This window comes from Acidovorax sp. CF316 (assembly GCF_000276605.1).
Taxonomy (GTDB): Bacteria; Pseudomonadota; Gammaproteobacteria; order Burkholderiales; family Burkholderiaceae_C; genus Acidovorax.
Genome location: NZ_AKJX01000231.1, coordinates 1 through 21,718, shown reverse-complemented (window position 1 = coordinate 21,718; position 21,718 = coordinate 1). Strand labels below are relative to the sequence as shown.

19 protein-coding genes are annotated in these 21,718 nt (G+C 70.3%); 6 read left to right on the top strand and 13 right to left on the bottom strand.

Features of this window, described 5'->3' with window-relative positions; genetic code table 11:
• Nucleotides 1-3 precede the first annotated feature (3 nt).
• Nucleotides 4-1,083 (bottom strand): nitronate monooxygenase family protein, encoded by a 1,080-nt coding sequence (locus tag PMI14_RS27940; RefSeq protein WP_007859832.1) that lies wholly within the window; start codon nucleotides 1,081-1,083, stop codon nucleotides 4-6.
• A 34-nt stretch (nucleotides 1,084-1,117) separates the two neighbouring features.
• Nucleotides 1,118-1,993 carry a LysR substrate-binding domain-containing protein gene (locus tag PMI14_RS27935; protein WP_007859830.1) on the bottom strand — a complete coding sequence of 292 codons (876 nt, stop codon included), beginning with the start codon at nucleotides 1,991-1,993 and terminating at the stop codon, nucleotides 1,118-1,120.
• A 90-nt stretch (nucleotides 1,994-2,083) separates the two neighbouring features.
• On the opposite strand from PMI14_RS27935, the gene PMI14_RS27930 reads away from it, so the two are divergent.
• A complete protein-coding gene (locus tag PMI14_RS27930; RefSeq protein ID WP_081497417.1) occupies nucleotides 2,084-3,334 on the top strand; it encodes a YbfB/YjiJ family MFS transporter in 1,251 nt (416 codons plus the stop codon).
• On the opposite strand, the gene PMI14_RS27925 is transcribed toward PMI14_RS27930, so the two are convergent.
• From PMI14_RS27925 to PMI14_RS27915, 3 genes are all read right to left on the bottom strand, one after another.
• The gene (locus PMI14_RS27925; RefSeq protein WP_007859827.1) at nucleotides 3,309-4,553 is read right to left on the bottom strand and encodes an ATP-binding protein; all 1,245 of its coding nucleotides are present in this window, start codon (nucleotides 4,551-4,553) and stop codon (nucleotides 3,309-3,311) included. The genes PMI14_RS27930 and PMI14_RS27925 overlap by 26 nt on opposite strands.
• 6 nt (nucleotides 4,554-4,559) lie before the next feature.
• Entirely contained in the window at nucleotides 4,560-5,276 is a 717-nt protein-coding gene (locus PMI14_RS27920) for a response regulator transcription factor (protein WP_007859825.1), read from the bottom strand.
• A gap of 134 nt (nucleotides 5,277-5,410) precedes the next feature.
• A complete protein-coding gene (locus PMI14_RS27915; RefSeq protein WP_007859823.1) occupies nucleotides 5,411-6,775 on the bottom strand; it encodes an MFS transporter in 1,365 nt (454 codons plus the stop codon).
• A gap of 31 nt (nucleotides 6,776-6,806) precedes the next feature.
• Between PMI14_RS27915 and PMI14_RS27910 the strand changes: the two genes are divergently transcribed.
• Entirely contained in the window at nucleotides 6,807-7,655 is an 849-nt protein-coding gene (locus PMI14_RS27910) for a M48 family metallopeptidase (RefSeq protein ID WP_108016678.1), read from the top strand.
• A gap of 14 nt (nucleotides 7,656-7,669) precedes the next feature.
• On the opposite strand, the gene PMI14_RS27905 is transcribed toward PMI14_RS27910, so the two are convergent.
• The 6 genes from PMI14_RS27905 to PMI14_RS27880 all read right to left on the bottom strand — a co-directional run bounded on the left by PMI14_RS27905 (nucleotide 7,670) and on the right by PMI14_RS27880 (nucleotide 13,242).
• On the bottom strand, nucleotides 7,670-8,755 hold the full coding sequence (locus tag PMI14_RS27905; protein ID WP_007859819.1) for a GGDEF domain-containing protein: 1,086 nt from the start codon (nucleotides 8,753-8,755) through the stop codon (nucleotides 7,670-7,672).
• Nucleotides 8,756-8,922: 167 nt separating this feature from the next.
• Nucleotides 8,923-9,216, bottom strand: coding sequence for a DUF2218 domain-containing protein (locus PMI14_RS27900; protein WP_007859817.1), 294 nt, complete (start codon nucleotides 9,214-9,216; stop codon nucleotides 8,923-8,925).
• Entirely contained in the window at nucleotides 9,213-10,034 is an 822-nt protein-coding gene (locus PMI14_RS27895; RefSeq protein WP_007859816.1) for an ABC transporter ATP-binding protein, read from the bottom strand. The genes PMI14_RS27900 and PMI14_RS27895 overlap by 4 nt, the downstream gene beginning before the upstream one ends.
• Complete coding sequence (locus PMI14_RS27890) at nucleotides 10,031-11,083, bottom strand: iron ABC transporter permease (protein ID WP_035206113.1); 1,053 nt, start codon at nucleotides 11,081-11,083, stop codon at nucleotides 10,031-10,033. Before PMI14_RS27890 ends, PMI14_RS27895 begins: the two co-directional genes overlap by 4 nt.
• A gap of 42 nt (nucleotides 11,084-11,125) precedes the next feature.
• Nucleotides 11,126-12,073: an alpha/beta hydrolase gene (locus tag PMI14_RS27885; protein WP_007859814.1), complete on the bottom strand. Its 948-nt coding sequence runs from the start codon at nucleotides 12,071-12,073 to the stop codon at nucleotides 11,126-11,128.
• Nucleotides 12,073-13,242, bottom strand: coding sequence for an ABC transporter substrate-binding protein (locus PMI14_RS27880; RefSeq protein ID WP_007859813.1), 1,170 nt, complete (start codon nucleotides 13,240-13,242; stop codon nucleotides 12,073-12,075). The genes PMI14_RS27885 and PMI14_RS27880 overlap by 1 nt, the downstream gene beginning before the upstream one ends.
• 204 nt (nucleotides 13,243-13,446) lie before the next feature.
• Between PMI14_RS27880 and PMI14_RS27875 the strand changes: the two genes are divergently transcribed.
• The 3 genes from PMI14_RS27875 (at nucleotide 13,447) to fes (ending at nucleotide 18,508) form a co-directional block, all read left to right on the top strand.
• Nucleotides 13,447-14,457 (top strand): helix-turn-helix transcriptional regulator, encoded by a 1,011-nt coding sequence (locus PMI14_RS27875; RefSeq protein ID WP_007859812.1) that lies wholly within the window; start codon nucleotides 13,447-13,449, stop codon nucleotides 14,455-14,457.
• A 224-nt stretch (nucleotides 14,458-14,681) separates the two neighbouring features.
• Nucleotides 14,682-16,856, top strand: a complete 2,175-nt coding sequence (locus PMI14_RS27870; RefSeq protein WP_007859811.1) for a TonB-dependent siderophore receptor — start codon at nucleotides 14,682-14,684, stop codon at nucleotides 16,854-16,856.
• A 17-nt stretch (nucleotides 16,857-16,873) separates the two neighbouring features.
• Entirely contained in the window at nucleotides 16,874-18,508 is a 1,635-nt protein-coding gene (fes, locus tag PMI14_RS27865; RefSeq protein WP_007859810.1) for an enterochelin esterase, read from the top strand.
• A 5-nt stretch (nucleotides 18,509-18,513) separates the two neighbouring features.
• Here fes and PMI14_RS27860 read toward each other — a convergent pair whose 3' ends face one another.
• Nucleotides 18,514-19,152: an MBL fold metallo-hydrolase gene (locus PMI14_RS27860; RefSeq protein WP_007859808.1), complete on the bottom strand. Its 639-nt coding sequence runs from the start codon at nucleotides 19,150-19,152 to the stop codon at nucleotides 18,514-18,516.
• 74 nt (nucleotides 19,153-19,226) lie between these two features.
• Nucleotides 19,227-19,754, bottom strand: a complete 528-nt coding sequence (locus tag PMI14_RS27855) for a DUF3016 domain-containing protein (protein WP_007859806.1) — start codon at nucleotides 19,752-19,754, stop codon at nucleotides 19,227-19,229.
• Nucleotides 19,755-20,253: 499 nt separating this feature from the next.
• On the opposite strand from PMI14_RS27855, the gene PMI14_RS27850 reads away from it, so the two are divergent.
• A partial coding sequence (locus PMI14_RS27850) for a TonB-dependent siderophore receptor (RefSeq protein ID WP_007859804.1) occupies nucleotides 20,254-21,718 on the top strand: 1,465 nt, incomplete at its 3' end.

The window sequence follows — 21,718 nt, the reverse complement described above, 5'->3', positions numbered from 1 at the left end:
GCTTCAGCGCGCAGCGCCGACGCGCGCGCTGGCCTGCTTCCACTCCTCTTCCAGCAGCGCCACCAGGGCACTGGCGGACATGGGCCGCACGGCCTCCACGCCCTGGCCAGCCCAGAGCGACAGGTAGTCGGCCCGGCCGGCCTCGTTCGAGGCCTTGCGCAGCGCTCCCGTGAAGGCGTTCTGCACGGGGTAGGGCGGCACGGCGGCCTCATCGGCCTGCAGCCGGTTCATCAGCGCGTTGACGATGCCCCGTGCGTGGCGCCCGGTGAGGGCGCGCGTGGTGCGCGTGTCGGTACCCTTGGCGCTGGCCAGCGCCTGGCGGTAGGGCGCGCCGATGCCCGATTCGTCGCAGGAGAGGAAGGCCGTGCCCATCTGCACCGCCTCGGCCCCCAGGGCCTGGGCCGCGGCGATGCCGCGCCCGTCCATGATGCCGCCGGCCGCGACCACGGCCACGCCGCGCGGCTGCAGCACGTCCACGCAGCGCGGCACCAGGGCCATGGTGCCGATCATCGAGGAGGCGAAATCGCCGAGGAAGGTGCCCCGGTGCCCGCCCGACTCCATGCCCGAGGCACAGACCCCGTCGGCACCCACGTCGGCCCAGGCCACGGCCTCGGCCACCGTGGTGGCCGTGCCGATCACATAGCAGCCCGCGGCATGCAGGCGCTCCACCTGCGCGGCAGACAGGATGCCGAAGGTGAAGCTGGCCACCGCCGGGCGCGCGGCGATCAGCGCGTCGAACTGCGCCGCGAAGTCCTCGCACCAGCGTGCGGGCACGGCCGGCTGCTGGCCGAACTCGGCATACAGCGGGGCGAGCCGCGCCACGGCGGCGTCCACGGTGGTGGCGTCGGGCGCGGGCGTGTCCTGCACGAAGAGGTTCATGCAGAACGGCTGGTCGGTGCGCCGGCGTACCTCGGCGGCCGCCTCGATCATGGCGGCGGGCGAGCGCATGCCGCAGCCCAGGGAGCCCAGTCCGCCTGCAGCGGAGACGGCAGCGGCCAGGGCCGGCGTGTCGGAACCGGTCATCGGGCCCTGGACGATGGGCAGGCGAAGCGAAAGGGCGGTGCGAAGGCTGCGGTCGGTCATGGCGGACTCCTGGAACGGGGGAAAGAGAAAACGGTCAGGCGGCAGACAGTGCCTGCTGCAGGGCATCGAGCGCGCTGGAGCGGTAGCCCTTGCGCCAGGTGAGCAGGGTGTCGATGCGGGTGATGGGCTGGTGGCTCAACATCCCGGCGTGGGGCGTCATGGCCAGCACCGAGCGCGGCACGATGCCCGCGCAACTGCCGGCGGCCACGCAGGCCAGGATGGCATGGTAGGAGCCCAGTTCCAGCACCTGCATGGGCTGCGACCGGGGAGCGAACCAGTCCTGACCGATGCGGCGGTAGGTGCAGCCCGGCTCGAAGACCGCGAGCGTGCCGGGCTGTACGTCCTCGGGCCCGGCCACGGCAGGGTGGCCGGCGGGCAGCACCAGCAGCAGGTCTTCGGTGAACACGGGCCGGGTCTCGAGTGCCGCATCCGGGGCCTGGCCCGGGGGCCAGGCCACCAGCACCGCGTCGAGCGCATGGGCGCGCAGCCGTTCCACCAGTTCGCGGGTGGGGGCGGTCGACAGCTCCAGCGCCACGCCCGGCCATTGGCCGTGCAGGCGCGCCAGTGGTACCGGCAGGCGGCTCGCGGCCGTGCTTTCCATCGAGCCCAGGCGCAACCGGCCGCCTGGCTGGCCCGGGCGCACCGCCTGGCGCGCCTCTTCGGCCAGCGCCAGCAGCCGGTCGGTATAGCCCAGCAGCACCTGCCCCTCGGGCGTGAGCGCCATGCGCTTGCCTTCGCGCAGGAACAGCGGGGTGCCCAGGTCCGCCTCCAGCTGGCGCACCCGGGTGGTCACATTCGACTGCACGCGCCCCAGCCGCTCGGCCGCGCGCGTGACGCTGCCTTCGGCCGCCACGGTGCGAAAGATGTCCAGGGCCGCAAGGTCCAGCAAGGATGCAGAAGATTCAACCATCTTGAAATAGTATGAATTACAAAAATTCAATCTCTTGATAAGATGATACGCAGCGGCATCCGCCGTGGCAACCCTCTTTGGTATCCCCGCATGGACCAAGTGTCTTCGTCCCCTTCCCCCGCCCGCGTGCAAGCTGCCGGGGTGGCGCCCTTGCAGGTCGCCCTGGCCGGCATGGTCGCCCTGGCGGTGGCCATGGGCATCGGCCGCTTCGCCTTCACCCCGCTGCTGCCCATGATGCTGCACGACGGCGTGGTCGACATCGCCACCGGCAGCTGGCTGGCCACGGCCAACTATGCCGGCTACCTTGCCGGAGCGCTGCTGTACATGGCCCTGCCCTGGATCGGCCGCCGTCTGGGCAATGTCCCCGGTAACGCGGCACTGGCGCGCGGCGGGCTGGTGGCCACGGTACTGCTGACCGGGGTGCTGGCGTTTCCCTGGCCCGCGTCGTGGCCGTTGCTGCGCTTTCTCGCGGGTGTTGCGAGTGCCCTGGTGTTCCTGGGCACGGCCAACTGGTGCATGGGCCAGCTCACCCGGCTGGGGCAGCCCCAGCTTGCTGGCCTGATCTTCTGCGGACCGGGCCTGGGCATCGTGGCCACGGGCCTGCCGACCGGGGCCATGGTCGCGGCGGGCTGGAGCGCGGCGGCCGGTTGGGCCACGTTTGCCGCGCTGGCGGCCGTGCTGTGCGCGGTGGTCTGGCAGGTCTTGCGCGCTGGCGAGGCGCCCGGTGCAGCGGCCGGCGGGCCCGCCGCCGTCCAGGCCCTGCCTGCCGCGCATCCCGTGGCGCAGCGGGCCCTGCATGCGCTGGCCTATGGCCTGGCGGGCCTGGGCTACATCGTCACGGCGACCTTCCTGCCCGTGATCGCGCGCGCCGCTTTGCCGGCCGGCTCGGCATGGCCCGACCTGTTCTGGCCCGTGTTCGGCGCCGGGGTGGCACTGGGTGCCTGGCTGTCGACACGCATCGCACCGCACCGCGACCGCCGCTGGTTGCTGGCCGGCGCCTACCTGCTGCAGGCGGGCGGCATTGCACTGGGCGTGTTGTGGCCTGGGCCGGCAGGTTTTGCGCTCGGCAGCCTGCTGCTGGGCCTGCCGTTCACGGCCATCACCTTCTTTGCCCTGCAGGAGGCGCGGCACCAGTGGCCGCAGGCCGGCGCGGGCTTCACCGGGCTGCTTACCGCGCTCTATGGCATCGGCCAGATCGCCGGGCCGCCCATGGCGGCTGCGCTGCTCGCGCAGGCCGGTTCACGGGCGCAGGGTTTCGACTGGGCGCTCGCCGTGGCGGGCTCGGTGCTGGTGTTGGGCGCCGGGCTCTACGCCTTCATGGCGCGGCGCTGGCCGAAGTGACCGGCAGCCGCAGCACGAAACAGGCACCGTTGCTGCCGTCGGGCCGGTCCTCGCAGAACACCACGCCGTTGTGGCGCCCGGCGATCGATCGCACGAGCGACAGGCCCAGGCCCACGCCGCCCGCGCGCTCGCTGGCACCCGGCAGGCGGTAGAAGGGCTCGAAGATGCGCTCGCGCTGGCTGCTGGGCACGCCCGGACCCTGGTCGCACACGCGCACCTCGGCATGGCCCTGGCTGCGGTGCACGACCACGCTGATCTCGCCCGTGCTGTAGCGCCGGGCGTTCTCGAGCAGGTTGCGGATGGCCCGGCGCAGCAGCTTGGAGACGCCGCGCACGTCCACCGCATCGGGGCTGGCGCCGACGTCCAGGTCGGCATCCACGCGCGCGCATTCCTCGGCGGCCAGGCCCACCAGGTCCACCGTCTCCACCGTGCCCACATCGGCCTCGCGTGCGTCCAGGCGGCTGGCCAGCAGGATCTCGTCCACCAGCTGGTCGAGCTCGGCGATGTTGCGCAGGATCTCGGCGCGAAAGGCGGGCGAGGGCTGTTGCCCACCCATGAGCTCCATGCCCATGCGGATGCGCGTGAGCGGCGAGCGCAACTCGTGCGAGGCGTTGGCCAGCAGCGACTTGTGCGACTTGACCAGGGTCTCCACGCGTGCGGCGGCGGCGTTGAACTGGCGCGCCAGGTCGGCCACTTCGTCCTGGCCCTGCTCGGGCACGCGCACCGACAGGTCGCCTTCGCCGAAGTGCTTGACGCTGCGCTGCAGCGCCTCGAGCCGGAGGGTCAGGCGCCGGATGATGGGGTATACGCCCACCGCCACGGCCAGGCCCACGATGCCCAGCAGCCACAGGAAGCCGAAGGGGGGGCGGGTCCAGAACGCGGCATCACCGCCGCCCGGGCGGCCGCCGCGGTTCTGCGGGCGCGGCGCCATCTGCAGCACGAAGGTCTGCCCGGTGTCGGACTCGATGTGGAACTCCACGTTCTCGCCGGGCTCCGACGGCTGCCGCGCCGCAGGCCCGCGAAAGACCACGTCGCCCCGGGCATCGCGCAGCACCATCTCGCGCGAGGGCGGCACGAAGGGCTGGTTGTTGCTCGCCTTCTGCTCCTCGGCGATGCGCCAGGCCCAGCCCACGACCAGCGTAAGCACGGCGATGCCGCCGACCACCGCGAGCCAGATGCGCAGGTACAGGCGCCGGGCGAAGGGGTTGGAAAGGCTCACCGGGCGTCAGTCCTGCTGCTTGGCGAACACATAGCCCACGCCGCGCACGGTCAGGATGCGGCGCGGGTTCTTGGCATCGACCTCGATGGCCGCGCGGATGCGGCCCATGTGCACGTCGATGGAGCGGTCGAAGGCCTCCAGCTCGCGGCCACGCACGGCCTCCATGATCTGGTCGCGCGTGAGCACGCGGCCCGCGCGCTCGGCCAGTGCCACCAGCAGGTCGAACTGGTAGGAGGTCAGGTCCGCCGGCTGGCCGCCCACGGTGACGGTGCGCGCATCGCGGTCGATCTCCAGCGTGCCGAAGCGCAGGGCCTGGGCCGCAGGCGTTCCGCCATCGGTGCGCCGGCGCAGGATGGCGCGGATGCGCGCAAGCAGCTCGCGCGGCTCGAAGGGCTTGGGCAGGTAGTCGTCGGCACCGAGTTCCAGGCCGATGATGCGGTCCATGGGGTCGCCCTTGGCCGTGAGCATCAGCACCGGTACCTGTGCGGCAGGGCCCTGCAGCGAGCGGATGCGGCGGCAGACTTCCAGGCCGTCCATGTCGGGCAGCATCAGGTCCAGGATCACCAGGTCGGGCAGGGCGGCCGCATCGGGCCCCTGCAGCTCGGCCAGGCCGCTCTTGCCGTCGGCGCGGTGCGTCACCACCAGGCCGGACTGGCCCAGGTACTCGCCCACCATCTCGGCGAGGCGGGCGTCGTCTTCGATCATCAGCAGTTGGGAGCTCATGGGATCAGTGTATTGGGTACGTCCCTATGCTCGCGCAAAGGCGTCACGCCGTGTTGAAGCCCCTGTAAAGCTCCCGTAAACCTGGCTCCCTGCCGGTCTGCTGCTTAGCTATGCAATGCATAGCGCCGAATCATTCATTCGCGAGCGGTCGCTGCGATTTTGACCCGTGAGGCCAGCCACACGAGTGCCAGCACAGGCACGCCCAGCAGCGCGGTGGCCGTGAAGAAGTGGGCATAGCCGAACAGGTCCACGTAGCGGCCCGAAAACCCTGCAAGGAACTTGGGCAGCAGGAGCATCAGCGAGCTGAACAGCGCGTACTGGGTGGCCGAGTAGCTCACGTTGGTCAGGCTCGACAGGTAGGCGATGAAGGCCGCCGAGGCAATGCCGCTGGCCAGGTTGTCGGCCGAGACCACGGCGATCAGCGCCGTCACATCGTGCCCGTGGCCGGCCAGCCAGGCGAACAGCAGGTTGCTGCCGGCGCTGAGCAGGGCGCCCAGCATCAGGATGCGCATGACGCCGAAGCGCATGGACAGGACCCCGCCCACGAAGGCGCCGACCAGCGTCATCACCACGCCGTAGATCTTGGTCACGGCTGCCACCTCGTCCTTGGTGTAGCCCATGTCCACGTAGAAGGGGTTGGCCATGATGCCCATCACCACGTCGCTGATGCGGTACACGGCGATCAGCGCCAGGATCAGCGCCGCATGCCAGCCATAGCGCGAGAGGAAGTCGGCGAACGGGTCGATCACCGCGCCCTTGATCCACTCGGCGGCATTCCTGGCGGGGGGCAGTGCGAGCTGTGCGGGCTCGCGCGAGAACAGCACGGTGACGATGCCTACCGCCATGGACGCCGCCATGGCCAGGTAGGCCGTCTGCCAGGCGCCGTTCTGGTAAGCGGCCACGGCCTGTCCCACGGCGGGTGCCACCTCGGCGCGCGCCGCGATCCACAGCACGCCCGCGCCGGCCCAGATCATGGCCAGACGGTAGCCCGTCTGGTAGGAGGCCGCCAGCGCTGCCTGGTAGCGCGCGGCGGCCGACTCGATGCGAAAGGCGTCGAGCGCGATGTCCTGCGTGGCCGAGCCGAAGGCCACGGCCAGCGCGCACCAGACGATGGGACCCAGCATCTCGCGCGGGTCCGCCAGTGCCATGCCCACCAGCCCTGCCACCACCAGCAGCTGCGACAGCAGCAGCCAGCTGCGCCGCCGGCCCAGCCAGCGCGTGAGCAGGGGCAGGGGCATGCGGTCCACCAGCGGCGCCCAGACCCACTTGAAGCCATAGGCCAGGCCCACCCAGCTCAGGTAGCCGATGGTGCTGCGGTCGATGCCCGCCTCGCGCAGCCGGAAACTCAGCGTGCCCAGCACCAGCAGCAGCGGCAGCCCGGCCGAGAAGCCCAGCGTGAGCATGCGCAGGCTGGCGGGCTCCAGGTAGATGCGCAGCGTCTGCAGCCAGGAAGGGCGGGGGGCCGAAGGAATGCCGGTGGTGGGGGAGGTGTCTGACATGGGTGCCTGGGTTTTTGTCTATTATTCCTGCATGTGCATGCTTTGCCCCCCTCCCATTGCCGCGCCGTCCTCCCTGTGGTCGGCGCGCCGCGCGTTTCTTCTGGCTGCGGGGGCGGGCGCCATGGCCCCGGCCATCGCCCAGGTGGATGTGGGCACCTCCTCCACCCTGCGCAAGCTGATACCGGCCGAGACGCTGGAGCGGTCCGCCGCGCAGCAGTACCAGCAGATGATGGAACAGGCCCGCAGCAAGCGCGCGCTGGCGCCCGACGATTTTCCGCAGCTGCAGCGCCTGCGCGCCATCGCGCAGCGGCTGATCCCGCACACCAAGCCCTGGAACGAGCGGGCAGGCCAGTGGCGCTGGGAGGTGAACCTGATCGGCAGCAAGCAGATCAATGCCTTCTGCATGCCCGGCGGCAAGATCGCCTTCTACACCGGCATCCTCGACCAGCTCAAGCTCACCGACGACGAGGCGGCGATGATCATGGGGCACGAAATGGCCCATGCGCTGCGCGAGCATGCGCGCGAGCGCCTGGCCAAGACCCAGGCCACCAACATCGGCCTGCGCCTGGGCTCGCAGCTGCTGGGCCTCGGAGACCTGGGCAATGCCGCGGCCAGCCTCGGTGGCCAGTTGCTCACGCTGCAGTTCAGCCGTTCGGACGAGAGCGATGCCGACCTCGTGGGCCTGGAGCTGGCCGCGCGCGCCGGCTACCAGCCCGAGGCTTCGGTGAGCCTGTGGAAGAAGATGGGCAATGCCACGGGCAACAAGCAGGGCGGCCTGGCCTTCCTGTCCACCCACCCCTCGGGCCCGGCGCGCATCGAGCAGTTGCAGGCCAACGTTCCCAAGGTGCAGAAGCTGTACGAGGCCGCGCGCAAGGGCTGACGGTCCGGATCGATCTATCCGGCTGTCACGCGGTTGCGGCCGTTGTTCTTGCTCTGGTAGAGCGCCTGGTCGGCCCGCGCGATGGCCGCCTGCAGGTCGTCGCCATGGGCCACCTGCGCCACCCCGAAGGACATGCTCAAAGGCACCGCCTGGCCCTGGCAGTCCATCTCGATCTGCTCCATCGCCCCGCGGATGCGCTCCGCCACCTCCATGGCTGACGACAGGGGGCTGGCCGGCATCAGCGCCAGGAACTCCTCGCCGCCCCAGCGCGCGATCACGTCGCTCTCGCGCAGGTTGCGCGCGAGCACGCTGGCCACCGTGACCAGCACGCGGTCTCCCATGGCGTGGCCGTGGCGGTCGTTGACCTGCTTGAAATGGTCGATGTCGCACAGCAGCAGCGCCACCGGTTCACCGGTGCGCTGGATGCGCGTCAGCGTATGCCCCGCCAGGGTGTGGAAATGGGCGCGGTTGTTCAACCCGGTCAGCGCATCGAGCGTGGCCTGCTTGAGCAGCCGGTTCTCGGCGATGAGGATGGTGCGGCGGTAGAACGCCGCCAGGGCCGCGAACATGCCGAACACGATGCACACATGGATGGTGTTGACCACCTGCTGGCCCTTGCCGGCCAGGGGCGCCAGGGCGCCCCAGTGGTCGCACGCGAAGCGCAGGCCCAGGTAGTAGGCTAGCAGTGCCAGCACCATCGGTATGGCGTAGCGGCCCGAGTTGGCGATCACGATGGCCGGGATGAACAGCCACAGGTAGTAGTGGAAGCCGCTGTCCCAGCCCACCAGCAGCGAGCCCAGCGCCGAGTGGACGATCACCTCCAGCCAGATCAGCAGGATGCCGGCCGTATTGCGGCGCCGCTGGATGAGCTGGTAGGCGCCCAGGTACATGCCGATGCTGACCAGGTTGACCAGCGCCAGCGGCACCGAGCCCAGCCAGAGAAAGAGCAGGATGTAGCCGCAATCGATGGCTGCGGCCGTCAAGGCCACCCGCTGCGCCATGGCCCAGTAGGCCTTGCCGGCGACACTGGAGCCGCGCTGTGGAATGGCGAACGGGCGGGGGGGATGGGCGGTGGAAACGGTGCTTGCGGGGGATGCCATGGCAGGACGATGCCCGGCACGCGCCTCCGACCGCCGGGGTTGTTAACAGAATGTCACATCCTAGGAAGCTGGCGGTTCGTGGATCGGCGGATCAGGCCGGGGAAAGTATGCCAGTTGTCACAACACGGTGCAGGGCCACACGGCGCATCACCGGCGGCGCGCCCCGGCTACCCGGCCTGAACGGGCTGCCAGTCCACCGCCACGGGGCTCTTGCGCGAGAACAGCTCCACGTGCGAGTCGATGGCGAACTGCACGCGCGCCAGGCTGGCGTCGTCCTCGGCGCTGCAGTCGAAATGCAGGGCCGCGTCGTCGGCCCGCAGCACGCACAGCCCCCAGGGGAAGTGGGCCTGGCCCTGGTGCTCGTCGTAGGTGACGCTGATCTTGCGCGTGAAGTGGTAGCACAGGCGCTGCAGGTAGCGGCTGGCTTCGGGCGTGGGCACATGGCCCTGGCGTCGCATCATGGGGTCGTGGTCGTCGTTGGGATGGAAAGCGGGTGGTCGAGGGGCAGCGCGGTATCGGCCAGCACCAGCAGGTTGCCCAGGGAGCAGCGCTCCACCCGGGCCTGCACGCCGTAGGCGCGCTGCAGCAGCGCGGGCGTGAGCACCTGGGCGGGGTCGCCCGCAGCCAGCACGCCACCGCCGCCCAACACCAGCACCTGCTGGCAAAAGCGCAGCGCGAGGTTCAGGTCGTGCACCGCCACCAGGCCGATGGCGCCCTGCTGCTGCACCAGGGCGCGCACCGCCTGCAGCACCTGCAGTTGCCAGCGCAGGTCGAGCGCGCTGGTGGGCTCGTCCAGCAGCAACAGCCGGGGCTCGCGCACGATGACCTGGGCCAGGCCCACCATCTGCCGCTGCCCGCCCGAGAGTTCGTCGAGCCGGCGCAGCGCCAGCGCCTGCAGGCCCAGCGATGCCACGACCGACTCGATGGCCGCCTCGCGCCGTGCGGCGCTCCACTCGCTGCGGCCGGCGCGCAAGGCGCTTTGCCAGGTTTCGTAGGCCACGAGCGAGGTGCTCTGTGGCAGGGCCTGCGGCAGGTAGCCCACGCGGCGCAGGCGCTCGCGCGGGACCAGGCCCGCAAGGTCGGCGCCCTCCAGCAGCACCCGCCCCTGCGCCGGGCGCAGGCCCGCAATCGCCTTGAGCAGGGTGGACTTGCCCACGGCATTGGGGCCCACCACGGCCACCAGCGTGCCGGGGGGGATGCCGTTCACAGCCACGCCTTGCAGAACGGGCCGCCCCGGATAGCCGGCGGACAGGCCTTCGAGCGCAAAGCCCGCCGTCATGCCAGCCTCCGTTGGCGCAGCACCAAGGCCATGAACAGCGGCACGCCGACCAGCGCCGTGATGATGCCGATGGGCAGCACCACGCCGGGAATCAGCGCCTTGCTCAGGATGGAGGCGAGCGAGAGCACCAGTGCCCCTGCGAGCGCGCTGCCCGGCAGGTAGTAGCGGTGGTCTTCGCCGAGCAGCATGCGCGCGATGTGCGGCCCCACCAGGCCGACGAAGCCGATGGTGCCCGTGAACGACAGGGCCGTGGCGGCCATCAGGCTCACGCGCAGCAGCGTCACCAGCCGCAGCCGCTCCACGGGGATGCCGACGCTGCGCGCCTGGTCCTCGCCCGCGCGCAGGGCCGTGAGCGCCCAGGCCTGGCTGGCCGACCAGAGCATGCAGGCGCCCAGCACGGTGCCGACGATGGCGATCTTGGTCCAGGTGGAGCGGCCCAGGCTGCCCATGGTCCAGAACACGATCTGCTGCAGCGCATTGCTGTCGGCGATGAACTGCAGCAGCCACAGCAGGGCCTCGAAGCTGAACAGCAGCGCGATGCCGAACAGCACCACCGTGTCCACCGTCGCGCCCTGGCGCCAGGCCAGCAGCTGGATCAAGGCGGTGGCGCAGGCCGCGCCCGCAAAGGCGCACAGCGGCACGGCCAGGTTTTCGCCAAAGGCCAGCAGCGTGAAGCCGCTGACCACAGCGGCCGATGCGCCCACCGCCGCCGCGGCCGACACGCCCAGCGTGAACGGGCTGGCCAGCGGGTTGTTGAGCGCCGTCTGCATCTCGGCGCCGGCCAGGCCCAGGCTGGCGCCGACCAGCACCGCCATCACGGCATAGGGCAGGCGCACTTCCCAAAGGATGACCTGCTGGGCCTGCGGCAGGCTGGCCGGAGAGAACAGGCCGCGCAGCACGTCGGCAAAGGCGAAGGTCGAGGGACCGATGGCGATGTCGGCTACCACGCTCGCGCACAGCGCCGCGAGCAGCGCGCCCAGCAGCACCAGCCGCAGGCGCACGAACTGCCGGTAGCGCTGGGCCAGCGTGTCGGAGGGAGAGGAAGGCACGGGGGGATTCACTGTTGGGAGGAAGTCGGACGCCAAGGGGGCTCAGCGCGGTTGCTGGGCCAGGGCCAGCGCGTCGATCAACGCGGGCGCCATCACGCTGCCATGGTCCTCGCCGGCCAGCACTTCCATCTGCACCGCGAGCTCGGGCCACTGCAGCGCCCTGAGCTGCGCAGCCAGCGCCTGCGTGCGTTCCAGCATGCGGCGCTCGCGCTGCACCGCGGCGCGGGCCGGGGTGGCAGCAGCCTCGGCCGTCTCCAGGCTGCCGATGCGCAACTGCAACTGCGCACGGAAGGGACGCGGCGCGCCGGCATGGGCCTGCACGAAGCGCTCGGCCGTGCCCATCACCTGGCCGTTGTTCCACCACACCGAGGGGCTCGTCGCCGCATAGCGGGTGAACTGGGTGGGCCGCGTGAACAGCGCATGCAGCACCAGCAGGCCGCCGAACGAGTGTCCGCTGAGCGTCTGGCGCAGCGGGTCCACCGGCAGGGCGGCCGCCACGCGCGGCTGCAGCTCGCGCGCGATGAAATCGAGCAGTACCTCGGCCCCGCCCGCCTGGGCCGTGGCACTGCCGCCGGGCGCGGGCGGCGTGTAGTCGCGCTGGCGCTCGGCGGGGTGGATGGTCGCATCGCCCGGGTGGCCAATGCCGACCACGATGGCCGCGTCGGTGCGCAGCTCGCCGGGCCGGCCCGCGCCATTGCGCGCCAGCTGCGCGGCCAGCGCGAACGAGGCATTGCCGTCCAGCAGGTACAGCACCGGGTGGCCCGTGGCCGGGGCCGGCCCGGCAGGGCGCTGCACCCAGATGCGCCAGGTGTGGCCGCTCACGGGGTCGCGCAGGTCCATCTGGTGCGTGCCGGGCAATTGCACGGCGGGCGCCTGCAGCAGCGGGCCGGGCTGCGGTGGCGCGGTGGTGCAGCCCGCCAGCCACAGGCTGGGGCCCGTGGCCAGCAGCGCGCGGCGGGCGCTGCAGTGCAGGGGATCGGCGCCCACCATCAGAGGCTGGTCCAGTACACGCCGGTCAGCGGGATGGGCTGGAAGCGCTGGAACATCGTCTGCAGCGTCTCGCGCGGGTCCAGGTCGGCGAACAGCTCGGGGTGCTGCCACTTGGCGAACACCTGCACCGCGACCACGTTGAAGGGCGAGTTGTAGTAGTGGTGCCAGATGGCGTGGGCGCGGCCCGGCTGCTGCACGGCCTGCAACTGGGCGATGCCGCGGCGCTGCGTGGCGCGCACCAGCGAGGCGCGCGCGGCCTCGGGCGTGGCGTCGGCGCCGAGCACGATGCGCAGCGGCGACTTCTGCACCGTGGCCATGCTGCCGATGCCCGTGCCGATGTACAGCTGCGGCTGCGTGGCGATCAGGAACTCGGGGTTCAGCGTGCCGTGCTCGCCGGGGATCAGGCCGCGCGCCACATTGTTCGCGCCGCCCGCATCCATGAGCAGGCCGACCAGGCCCACCATGGTGGCGCAGCACTCGTCGGACAGGCCCACGCGGTTCTCCAGGAACACCGTGGGGTAGCGGGTGCTGGCCGGCGCATTGCGCAGGCGCGACTCCACGCGCTCGAGCTGGGCGCGCCAGAAGGCCACGAACTCGTCGGCCTCCTTGCGCTTGCCCAGCACCGCGCCCAAGAGCTCCATGCTGCGCACCGTGTTCTTGAGCGGGTCGTGGCGGAAGTCGATGAACACCACGGCCACGCCGGCTGCCTCCAGCCGCGCCAGGGTTTCGCGGTCGTTCTTGCTCGGGCCGTGGCCACCGGCCAGGCCCAGGATGGCGACCTGCGGGCGCAGCGCGATGGCCTGTTCATCGCTGAAGCTGCCGGCGCTGTTGCGGCCCACTCGCGGCACCTTGTCGATCTGCGGGAAGCGGCTGCGCCACTGTGCGTAGCCGGCCTCGTCCAGGCTCTCGTAGTCGCCCATCATGCCCACCAGGCGACGGGCCGGGTCGTCGCGCTCGAACACGGCCAGCGCCGGTAGCAGCCGGCCCTCGCCCAGCAGGATGCGCTCGACCCGGGCCGGCAGCTTGACGCTGCGGCCCGCCAGATCCGTCACCGTCTGGGTGGCGCCGGGCGCCTGCTGCGCATGCAGGGGCGGGCACCACAGCACCAGCAGCGAGAAAAGGCCGGCAAAGGCGAACAGCGCCGCGGCGCGCAGGAAGAGGAGGGGCATGGTCGGCGGTCAGTCAGTGCAAACGTGGCAGAAATGTCCCAGGATGAGAATTTCACTATTGAGAATCATTTGCATTTATTGTGACAGCTTGCTAGCATCCCATGCCCGCGGGCCCGCTGTGTTTGCCCCGCAAAGAAAAACCTTTGCGCCAGCGGCCCCCTGTCCGTGCCCCAGTCCTTCCTTCCTTCCTTTCCACCCGACCCCATGTCCGTTGTCAGCCCGTTGAACGTCACGTCTGCGGCGCCTGCGTCTGCAGGCATGCAGGCGTCGCTGCAGCGCCACCTGAAGCGCCTGCACGTGCTGCGCCCGGGCCTGCACCTGCACGCCGACGACGTGGCCGACGCGCAGGACTTCCGCGCCAGCGGCGACATGGAAGCCGGCCTGCGCATCGTGGTGCTGCTCGAAGGCTCGGTCGACGTGAGCTACGGCCCGCGCCGGGTGGCCTTGTCCAGCCTGGCCGACTACGCCGTGCCGCAGCGCGCACGCGCGCCGGGTCCCGGCCTGCCGCGCGCCCTGATGGTGTCGGTGGCGCAGCCCGAGCGCTTCGAGCGCCGTGCGCGCGGCGGTTCCTACGCCCGGCGGGTGAGCGTGGGCCTGGGGGCCGAGTGGCTGGAGCAGGTGGCCGGGCCCTCGGCGTCCGACGCCATCGACGAGTTTCGCCGCCAGCACCTGGCCATGCACCACTGGCATCCCTCGGCGCGCATCACCGCGCTGGCCGAGCAGATCACCCGCGCGCCCGACCTGAGCCCGCTGCTGTTGCACCTGTACCTGGAAAGCCGCGCGCTGGAGCTGGTGGGCGAAGCCTTGGGCAGCCTGGACCAGCATGCCAGCGGCCCGGCACCGGCCCCCGTGCCGGCCCCGGCGCCCATGCCCCCGGCCCTGCGCCTGCTGCCGCACGAGCACCGGCGCATGCGCGACCTGCACGCCTTTCTGCAGACCGAAGGCGCCATGGACCTGTCGCTCGATGCGCTGGCGCGCCAGGCCGGCACCAATGCCAACACCCTGCAGCGGCACTTCAAGGCGGTGTACGGCACCACGGTGTTCGACTTCGTGCGCGAGTCGCGCCTGCAGCGCGCGCGCCAGGCGCTCGAGCGCGATGGCTTTTCGGTCGCACAGGCGGCCCTGGTGGCGGGCTACAACAGCGCAGCCAACTTTGCCACGGCCTACCGCAAGCGTTTCGGCATGCCGCCCAAGCTCGCGCGTGGCCGGGTTTGAGGGCGCTGCGGCAAACATCTTTGTTGCCCGCGCAAACACGGGCGTGCAGGCCGCGTGGAATCATCGTCGGCACAACTTGCAACCAGGTTGCCTGCCGGATTCCACGGCCGCCGCGCCCCCAGTGCGCCGGTGCGGCCCAGGGGGTGAATCGCAATCATTCCGCTTTCTCTCGGCCTCCGGTGGGGCCTGGTTCTTCGTCTTCCATGCTTCTTTCCAGGACCACCATGCACACCACACGCCGCCCGACCCGGGGCACTTTCCAGGCCCAGCCCTTTGCCCTGCGCCAGATCGCCCAGGCCTGCGCGTGGACCCTGCTCGCAGGCAGCGGTGCTGCCATGGCCCAGCAGGCCACCACGGCGCCCTCGCTCAAGGAGGTGACCGTGAACGCCGCGCCCGAATCCCCGGAGAGCCTGCCTGCCGCAGCGCCCGGCGGCCAGGTCGCCAAGGGTGCGCGCCTCGGGATCCTGGGCAATGTGGGCGTGATGGACACGCCGTTCAACACCACCGCCTACACGGCCGAAGGCATTGCCGACCAGCAGGCCCAGACCATTGGGGCGGTGCTCAAGAACGACCCTTCCGTGCGCATGACGACCAATGAAGGCCACGTGGTGGAGAACTTCATCATCCGCGGCTTCGGCGTGTCGGCCAACTCCCTGGCCATCAACGGCGTGTACGGCCTGGCACCCGAGCAGAACACCCCCACCGAGATGTTCGAGCGCGTGGAGGTGCTCAAGGGCCCCGGCGCCATGATGATGGGCCTGCCACCCGCAGGCGACGTGGGCGGCGCCATCAACCTGGTGCCCAAGCGCGCCGGCAAGGACCCGCTGACCCGCGTGACCACCACCTGGTCCACCCAATCCAACGTGGGCGTGCATGCCGACGTGGCGCGCCGCTTCGGCCCCGAGCAGCGCCTGGGGGTGCGTGTCAACGGCGTGCTCTCGGGCGGCGAGACCTGGCTCGACCACCAAACCAAGAAGCGCGAGATCGGCCATTTGGCGCTGGACTACCAGGGCCCCGGCTGGAGCGTGGAGGCCGACGCCTACTCGCTGGCCAACAAGGTGCGCAAGGGCGTCACCATGCAGCCCATCATCACCGGCTGGACCACGGTGCCGCGCGCACCCGATGGCTCCACCAACTTCTTCTACGGTGAAGGCGTGTTCAGCAACACCGAGACCCAGGGCCTGATCGTGCGCGGGCAGGCACAGCTCAACGCCGGCTGGACTGCCTTTGCCTCGGCCGGCCACGCCAGGCATTCGTACGACGGCTTCATCTTCGGCACCCGCCCCGTGTGGACCATGGCCAACGCCGCTACCGGCAATGCCACGGGCACGGCCTACAACTCCTGGGGCGAGTACGAGACCACCACGGCCGAGCTGGGCCTGCGCGGCCAATTCAACACCGGCGCCGTGGCGCACAAGCTCACGCTGGCGGCCAATGTGCTCGACTACGAGGGCGGCAGCCGCGGCAACGGCACGGCCAACATCACCAGCAACATCTTCAACCCCACGCCCATCACCATGCCTGCGGGGGCCGCCGCGTCCACCTTCACCAAGTACAACGACGATGTGCTCACCGGCCTGAGCCTGGTGGACACCCTGTCGTTCGCCGAGGACAAACTGCAGCTCACCCTGGGCCTGCGCGCCCAGCAGGTGAACCAGAAGCTCGCCCGGTACAAGGAAACCGCCGTGACCCCGCTGGTCGGCGTGGTCGCCAAGCCCTGGGGCGAGAACGTCTCGCTGTACGGCAACTACGTGGAAGGCCTGAGCGCCGGCACCACGGTGAAGGCGCCCTACGCCAACGAGGGCGAGACCTTCAAGCCCTACAAGACCCAACAGATGGAGGTGGGCGTGAAGTGGATCACGGGCGGCATCACGCAGACCGTGAGCCTGTTCCAGATCAGCAAGCCCGCACTGCTCGAAGCCAACAACCGCCAGCTGCTCGACGGCGAACAGCGCAACCGCGGCGTGGAGTGGAACATCTTCGGCCAGGTGGCCCAGGGCCTGGGCCTGCTGGGCGGTGTGGCCTACACCGAAGCCGAGCAGACCAAGACCACCCGCGCCGTGAACCAGGGCCTGGCCCAGTTCGGCGTGCCCAAGCTCACGCTGAACCTGGGTGCCGACTGGGCCATCCCCGGCGTGCAGGGCCTGGCCGTCTCGGGCCGGGTGAACCACACGGGCGCCCAGTGGCTCACGGGCGACAACAGCGTCAAGCTGCCCGGCTGGACCACGCTGGACGTGGGCGCGCGCTATGCCCTGCGCATCGGCGCGCAGCCCGTGGTGCTGCGCGCCACGGTCACCAACCTGGCCAACAAGGCCTACTACGACAGCATCTGGGGTGCGGGCCGCGTGAACGTGGGCGCACCGCGCGCCGTGCGCCTGTCGGCAGCATTCGATTTTTAAGAAAAGGGAGTCTTTGCATGGGGCGTTTTTCCTGGGGTGGTGAGAGTGGTGCGGCGGCAGCAACCTGTGTCCTGGTGGGCGCGCTGCTGCTGGTGCCTGCGGCGGGTGCGCAGACATCCGCGGACGCGCCGCTCGGCGCGGGCGGGCAGGTGCAGGGTGCACTCGCCGCCATGACCACGCGCGCCCATGGCATCACGGCCCAGCCCGGCGACATGGTGCGTGGCAGCCTCACCGGCGCCAGCATGCGCCTGGTGCTCACCAACGCCGAGGGCAAGCGCGAGCGTGTGCTGGCCACGGGCGTGGGGGAGCTGCAGGAGTTCGTCTTCGTCGCCGGGACCAACCCGCCCTATGCCCTGGAGGTGCGCGCGCCCGTGGCCGGCGGCTACGGCCTGCGCGTGACCGAGGTCGTCACCCGCGCCCAGCAGGTGCCCCCGCCCGAGGGCATCGACAGCCCGCGCATCCGCGCGCTGCAGCAGTCCCTGGCGGCAGGCGGCAACACCGACGCCTTCTGGGCCGAGGTGCGCGAACGCGGCACCCCGCTGGTCGAGGCCGATGCCGAACCAGCCAAGGACGGCACGGTGCGCGTCACATTCGTCTGGCGCGGCGCACAGCGCAATGTCTGGCTGTTCGGCGCGCCCTCGGGCAACCACGAGCAGCTCACCCGCCTGGGCACATCGGACGTCTGGTACCGCAGCTACCGCGTGCCGGCCGGCACGCGCCTGGGCTACAAGCTCGCGCCCGATGTGCCCGAGCTCAATGCCCCGCCCATGGTGCGCCGCCGCGCCATCCTGGCCACGGCCCAGCGCGACCCGTTCAATGCGCGCAGCTTCCCGGACCGGCCTATCGACACCTTCGCGGGCGAATCCGTGTTCGAATTGCCCGACGCGCCACCCCAGCCCTGGGTGGCCGAGCGGCCCGGCGTGCCCAAGGGCACGGTCCAGGCGCACCGCATCACCAGCCAGGCCTTGGGCAATACCCGCGATGTCGCGCTGTACCGCCCTGCGGGCTGGCAACCGGGTGCGAGCGGCAATGCGCTGCTGGTGCTGTTCGACGGCGACACCTACCAGAAGGAGGTGCCCACCCCCACCATCCTCGACAACCTGATCGCAGCCGGCGAACTGCCACCCATGGCCGCCATCCTCATCAGCAACCCCAGTCGCCAGGCGCGCGGTGACGAACTGCCGCCCAACCCGGCGTTCGCCCGCTTCCTGGCCACCGAGCTCATGCCCTGGGCCCGCAGCCAGGGCGTGGCTGCCGGGCCCGCGCGCACCGTGGTCGCAGGCGCCAGCTACGGCGGGCTGGCGGCTGCCTACCTGGGGCTGCAGCACCCCGAGTGGTTCGGCAACGTGTATAGCCAGTCCGGCTCGTTCTGGTGGGGCGCGCCGGGGCAGGAGCCCTCATCGCTCACGCGCGACTACGTGCAGGCGCCTGTGCGGCCCGTGCGCTTCTACCTGGAGGCCGGCCTGTTCGAGGGCAACCGCGCCGGGCAGGTCGGCATCCTCGAATCCACGCGCCACCTGCGCGACGTGCTGCGCGCCAAGGGCTATGCCGTGCAGCACCGCGAGTACGCGGCCGGGCACGACTACCTGCACTGGCGCGGCACGCTGGCGACGGGGCTCACCGCGCTGATGGGAAAGACAGCCGCCGAATAGCGGTATCAGGTGCCGCCGACGTAGGGATTGCTCTTGCGTTCGCGGCCGAAGGTGCTCTCAGGCCCGTGGCCGGGAATGAACACCGTCTGGTCGCCCATGGGCCACAGGCGCCCGGTGATGCTGTCGATCAGGTCCTGGTGGTTGCCCTGCGGGAAATCCGTGCGCCCGATGCTGCCCGCGAACAGCACGTCGCCCACGAAGGCGCGGTCGATCTGCGGCGCATGGAACACCACGTGGCCGGGCGTGTGCCCCGGGCAGTGGCGCACGTGCAGGGTCTCGTTGCCGATCTGCACGGTGTCGCCATCGGCCAGCCAGCGCGTGGGCGTGAAATGCTGCGCCGGCGGAAAGCCGAACATCGCGCTTTGCTGCGGCAGCGCATCGATCCAGAACTGGTCGCCGGGGTGCGGCCCCACGATGGGCAGCGACAGCCGCTCGGCCAGCTCGCCCGTGCCGCCCGCATGGTCGATGTGGGCGTGGGTCAGCCAGATCTGGTCGAGCGTGAGGCCCAGGCGCTCCACCTCGGCCAGCAGCAGGTCGAGGTCACCGCCGGGGTCGACGATGGTGGCTTTGTGCGTGGCGTCGCACCAGAGGATGGAGCTGTTCTGCTGGAAAGCGGTGACGGGAACGGTGAGGTAGTGGAGCATGGGTGGGGATTTCTTTGGTCGACATTAGACATCGGCCATGCCCTGGCCGGTGCCTATCGCGCACGCCTTGGCGGCTACAGCTTGCCAAACCGCTTCTCGAACCACCGGTCCAGCAGCGCCTTCTCATACCGCAACCGGTCCCCGCTCGAATAGCGGTTGCTGGGCACCATGAAATTCAGGTCGCTGAGCACTTCTTCGCCGCCGGAAACAGGCGCGCTGCCATCGCGCACCATGCTGTAGCGCAGCCTGATGCGCGGCCCCGTGATGTCGGTGACCACGCGCACTTCGGAGCCGCCCACACCCAAGGGTGGGAAGTGGCCGGCCAGGTCGATGTCCAGCACCTCGACCTTGAGGGTGTCGGTGGGCGCCAGGCCCCGTGTGGCCAGTCGCTGCAGGTGCTGCTTCAGGTCACGCAGCACCTGGGCGCGGTCGGATTCATTGGCCACGGGGTGGGCGTAGCTGGCATCGGTGTACTTTTCCGGCGCGATGAAGGCGACGCTGGCGGTGCCCGCGAACGCGGGGGCGGTGGCCGTGCCGGCGGCGATGCAGCAGGCGGCCAGCATCAGCAGGCGGGAAGGGCGTTGTCGGTGCTGCAGCAGCATGGTGTGTTCCTCCATCGTGGTGAGTATGACGACGGATGGAGACCTGGGTTCCCCGCGGGGGAATAGGGGAGGGGGTGGGGGCGCCGGTCCTCCGACATCCGGCTGGAAAGCGGCGGATGGGGGACCAGGCTGAGGATGGGAAGGTGCGCAATTGCGGGGCGGCGTGTGCCCTGGAAGGCCCGTTTTCGTTGCAGTGATGCAACAGATTGATAACTACTTTGCTGCGAATTTTGTAGCAACCGTTCTCGCCTTGCGGCCGCCTCGGGTTTTCCCGGCCCGGTGAAGAGGGGCCGCTGATGGGCTTTACAGAGTCGAACCTAGCCGTCCGAAGGGTGCTAAATTAAAATGCGAATAGTTGTCGTTCTGATTTGTTTCAGCGAATGCAACCGGCTGGCCCTCGCGGTGCCCCCGGTTGTACGACTTCCCCCCATGAAACCGACCCGGCCACGGCCGGGCTTTCGCTCGTCTTTTCCTGTATTTCTCTATCTCGGCCCACACCATGCAATCCACGACCCCCCGTGCGTCCCAGCGCTTCACCCCCCATCCCCTGGCCCTGCTGGTGCGCCAATGCCTGGGCGCCGGCCTGGCCGTGGCCGCTGTGGGCGTGGCGGCGCAGACCAGCACCTCCGGCACCACGCTGGACGAAGTCAAGGTGCGCGAGCAGGCCGAGGCCATCGGCGGCCTGCAGAAGACCTACCACGGCGGCCAGTTCGCGCGCGGTGGCGACCTGGGCATCCTGGGCAAGACCGACCAGATGAACGTGCCGTTCAGCACCACCAACTACACCAACGAGCTGATCCAGAACCAGCAGGCGCTGACGGTGGCCGACGTGGTGATGAACGACGCATCGGTGCGCTCGCTGCAGGCGCGTGGCGGCTATGGCGATGACTTCCAGGTGCGCGGCCTCACGGTGTCCAACACCGATGTGAGCCTGAACGGCCTGTTCGGCCTGAGCCCATCCACCCGCATTCCGCTGGAAATGATCGAGCGCGTGGAAGTGCTCAAGGGCCCTGGCGCCCTGACCAACGGCGTGGGCCCCGGTGGCAGCGTGGGCGGCAGCATCAACCTGGTGACCAAGCGTGCAGCCGATACGCCGCTGACCCGCCTGACCACCACCTACATGGGCACGGCCCAGTTCGGCGCACACGTGGACGTGGGCCGCCGCTTCGGCGAGGACAACCAGTGGGGCGTGCGTGCCAACGCGCTGGTGCGCAATGGCGAAGGCAATGTGGATGGTGGCCGCCAGCGCGCCGACGTGGCAGCGCTGGGCGTGGACTATGCCGGCGGCCGCCTGCGCTGGTCGCTGGACGCGTTCGCCACCGAGGGCAAGACCCGGCAGTTCCGCCCCCAGACGGCCTTCCGCGCCGGTGTCACGCAAATGCCTGCGGCACCGGACAACCGCACCAGCATCTACCCCGGCGCCGACCTCACGGACGACATGCGCACCGTGATGTCGCGCCTGGAGTACGACCTCAACGACAGCACCACCGTGTACGGTGGCGTGGGCTACACCCACAACACCAACGAGCAGCATTTCCCGACCGCCGGGCTGCGCGTCGACGGCCTGGGCAACTTCACGGTGGCCAACGGCTACTACGACGCCTACAACAAGACGTCTTCGGCCGACGTGGGCCTGCGCACCAAGTTCCAGACCGGCGGCATCGGCCACACCGTGGCCCTGGCCACGAACTACCTGGACCAGGAGATCGGCTACTTCTACCAGCTGACCAGCACCTATGCCCCGTCCAACATCTACAACCCCGCGCCGCTGCCGACCATCAACTTCCCGCGTGGCAACCCCAGCAAGAGCAGCGAGCTCAAGCAGCACAGCCTGGCGCTGGCCGACACCATGTCCTTCGACAGCGGCCGCTACCTGCTGACGCTGGGCGTGCGTGACCAGACCATCGAGCAGGGCAGCTTCAACGTCAACACCGGCGCGGGCACCAGCTACTACAAGGCCAGCG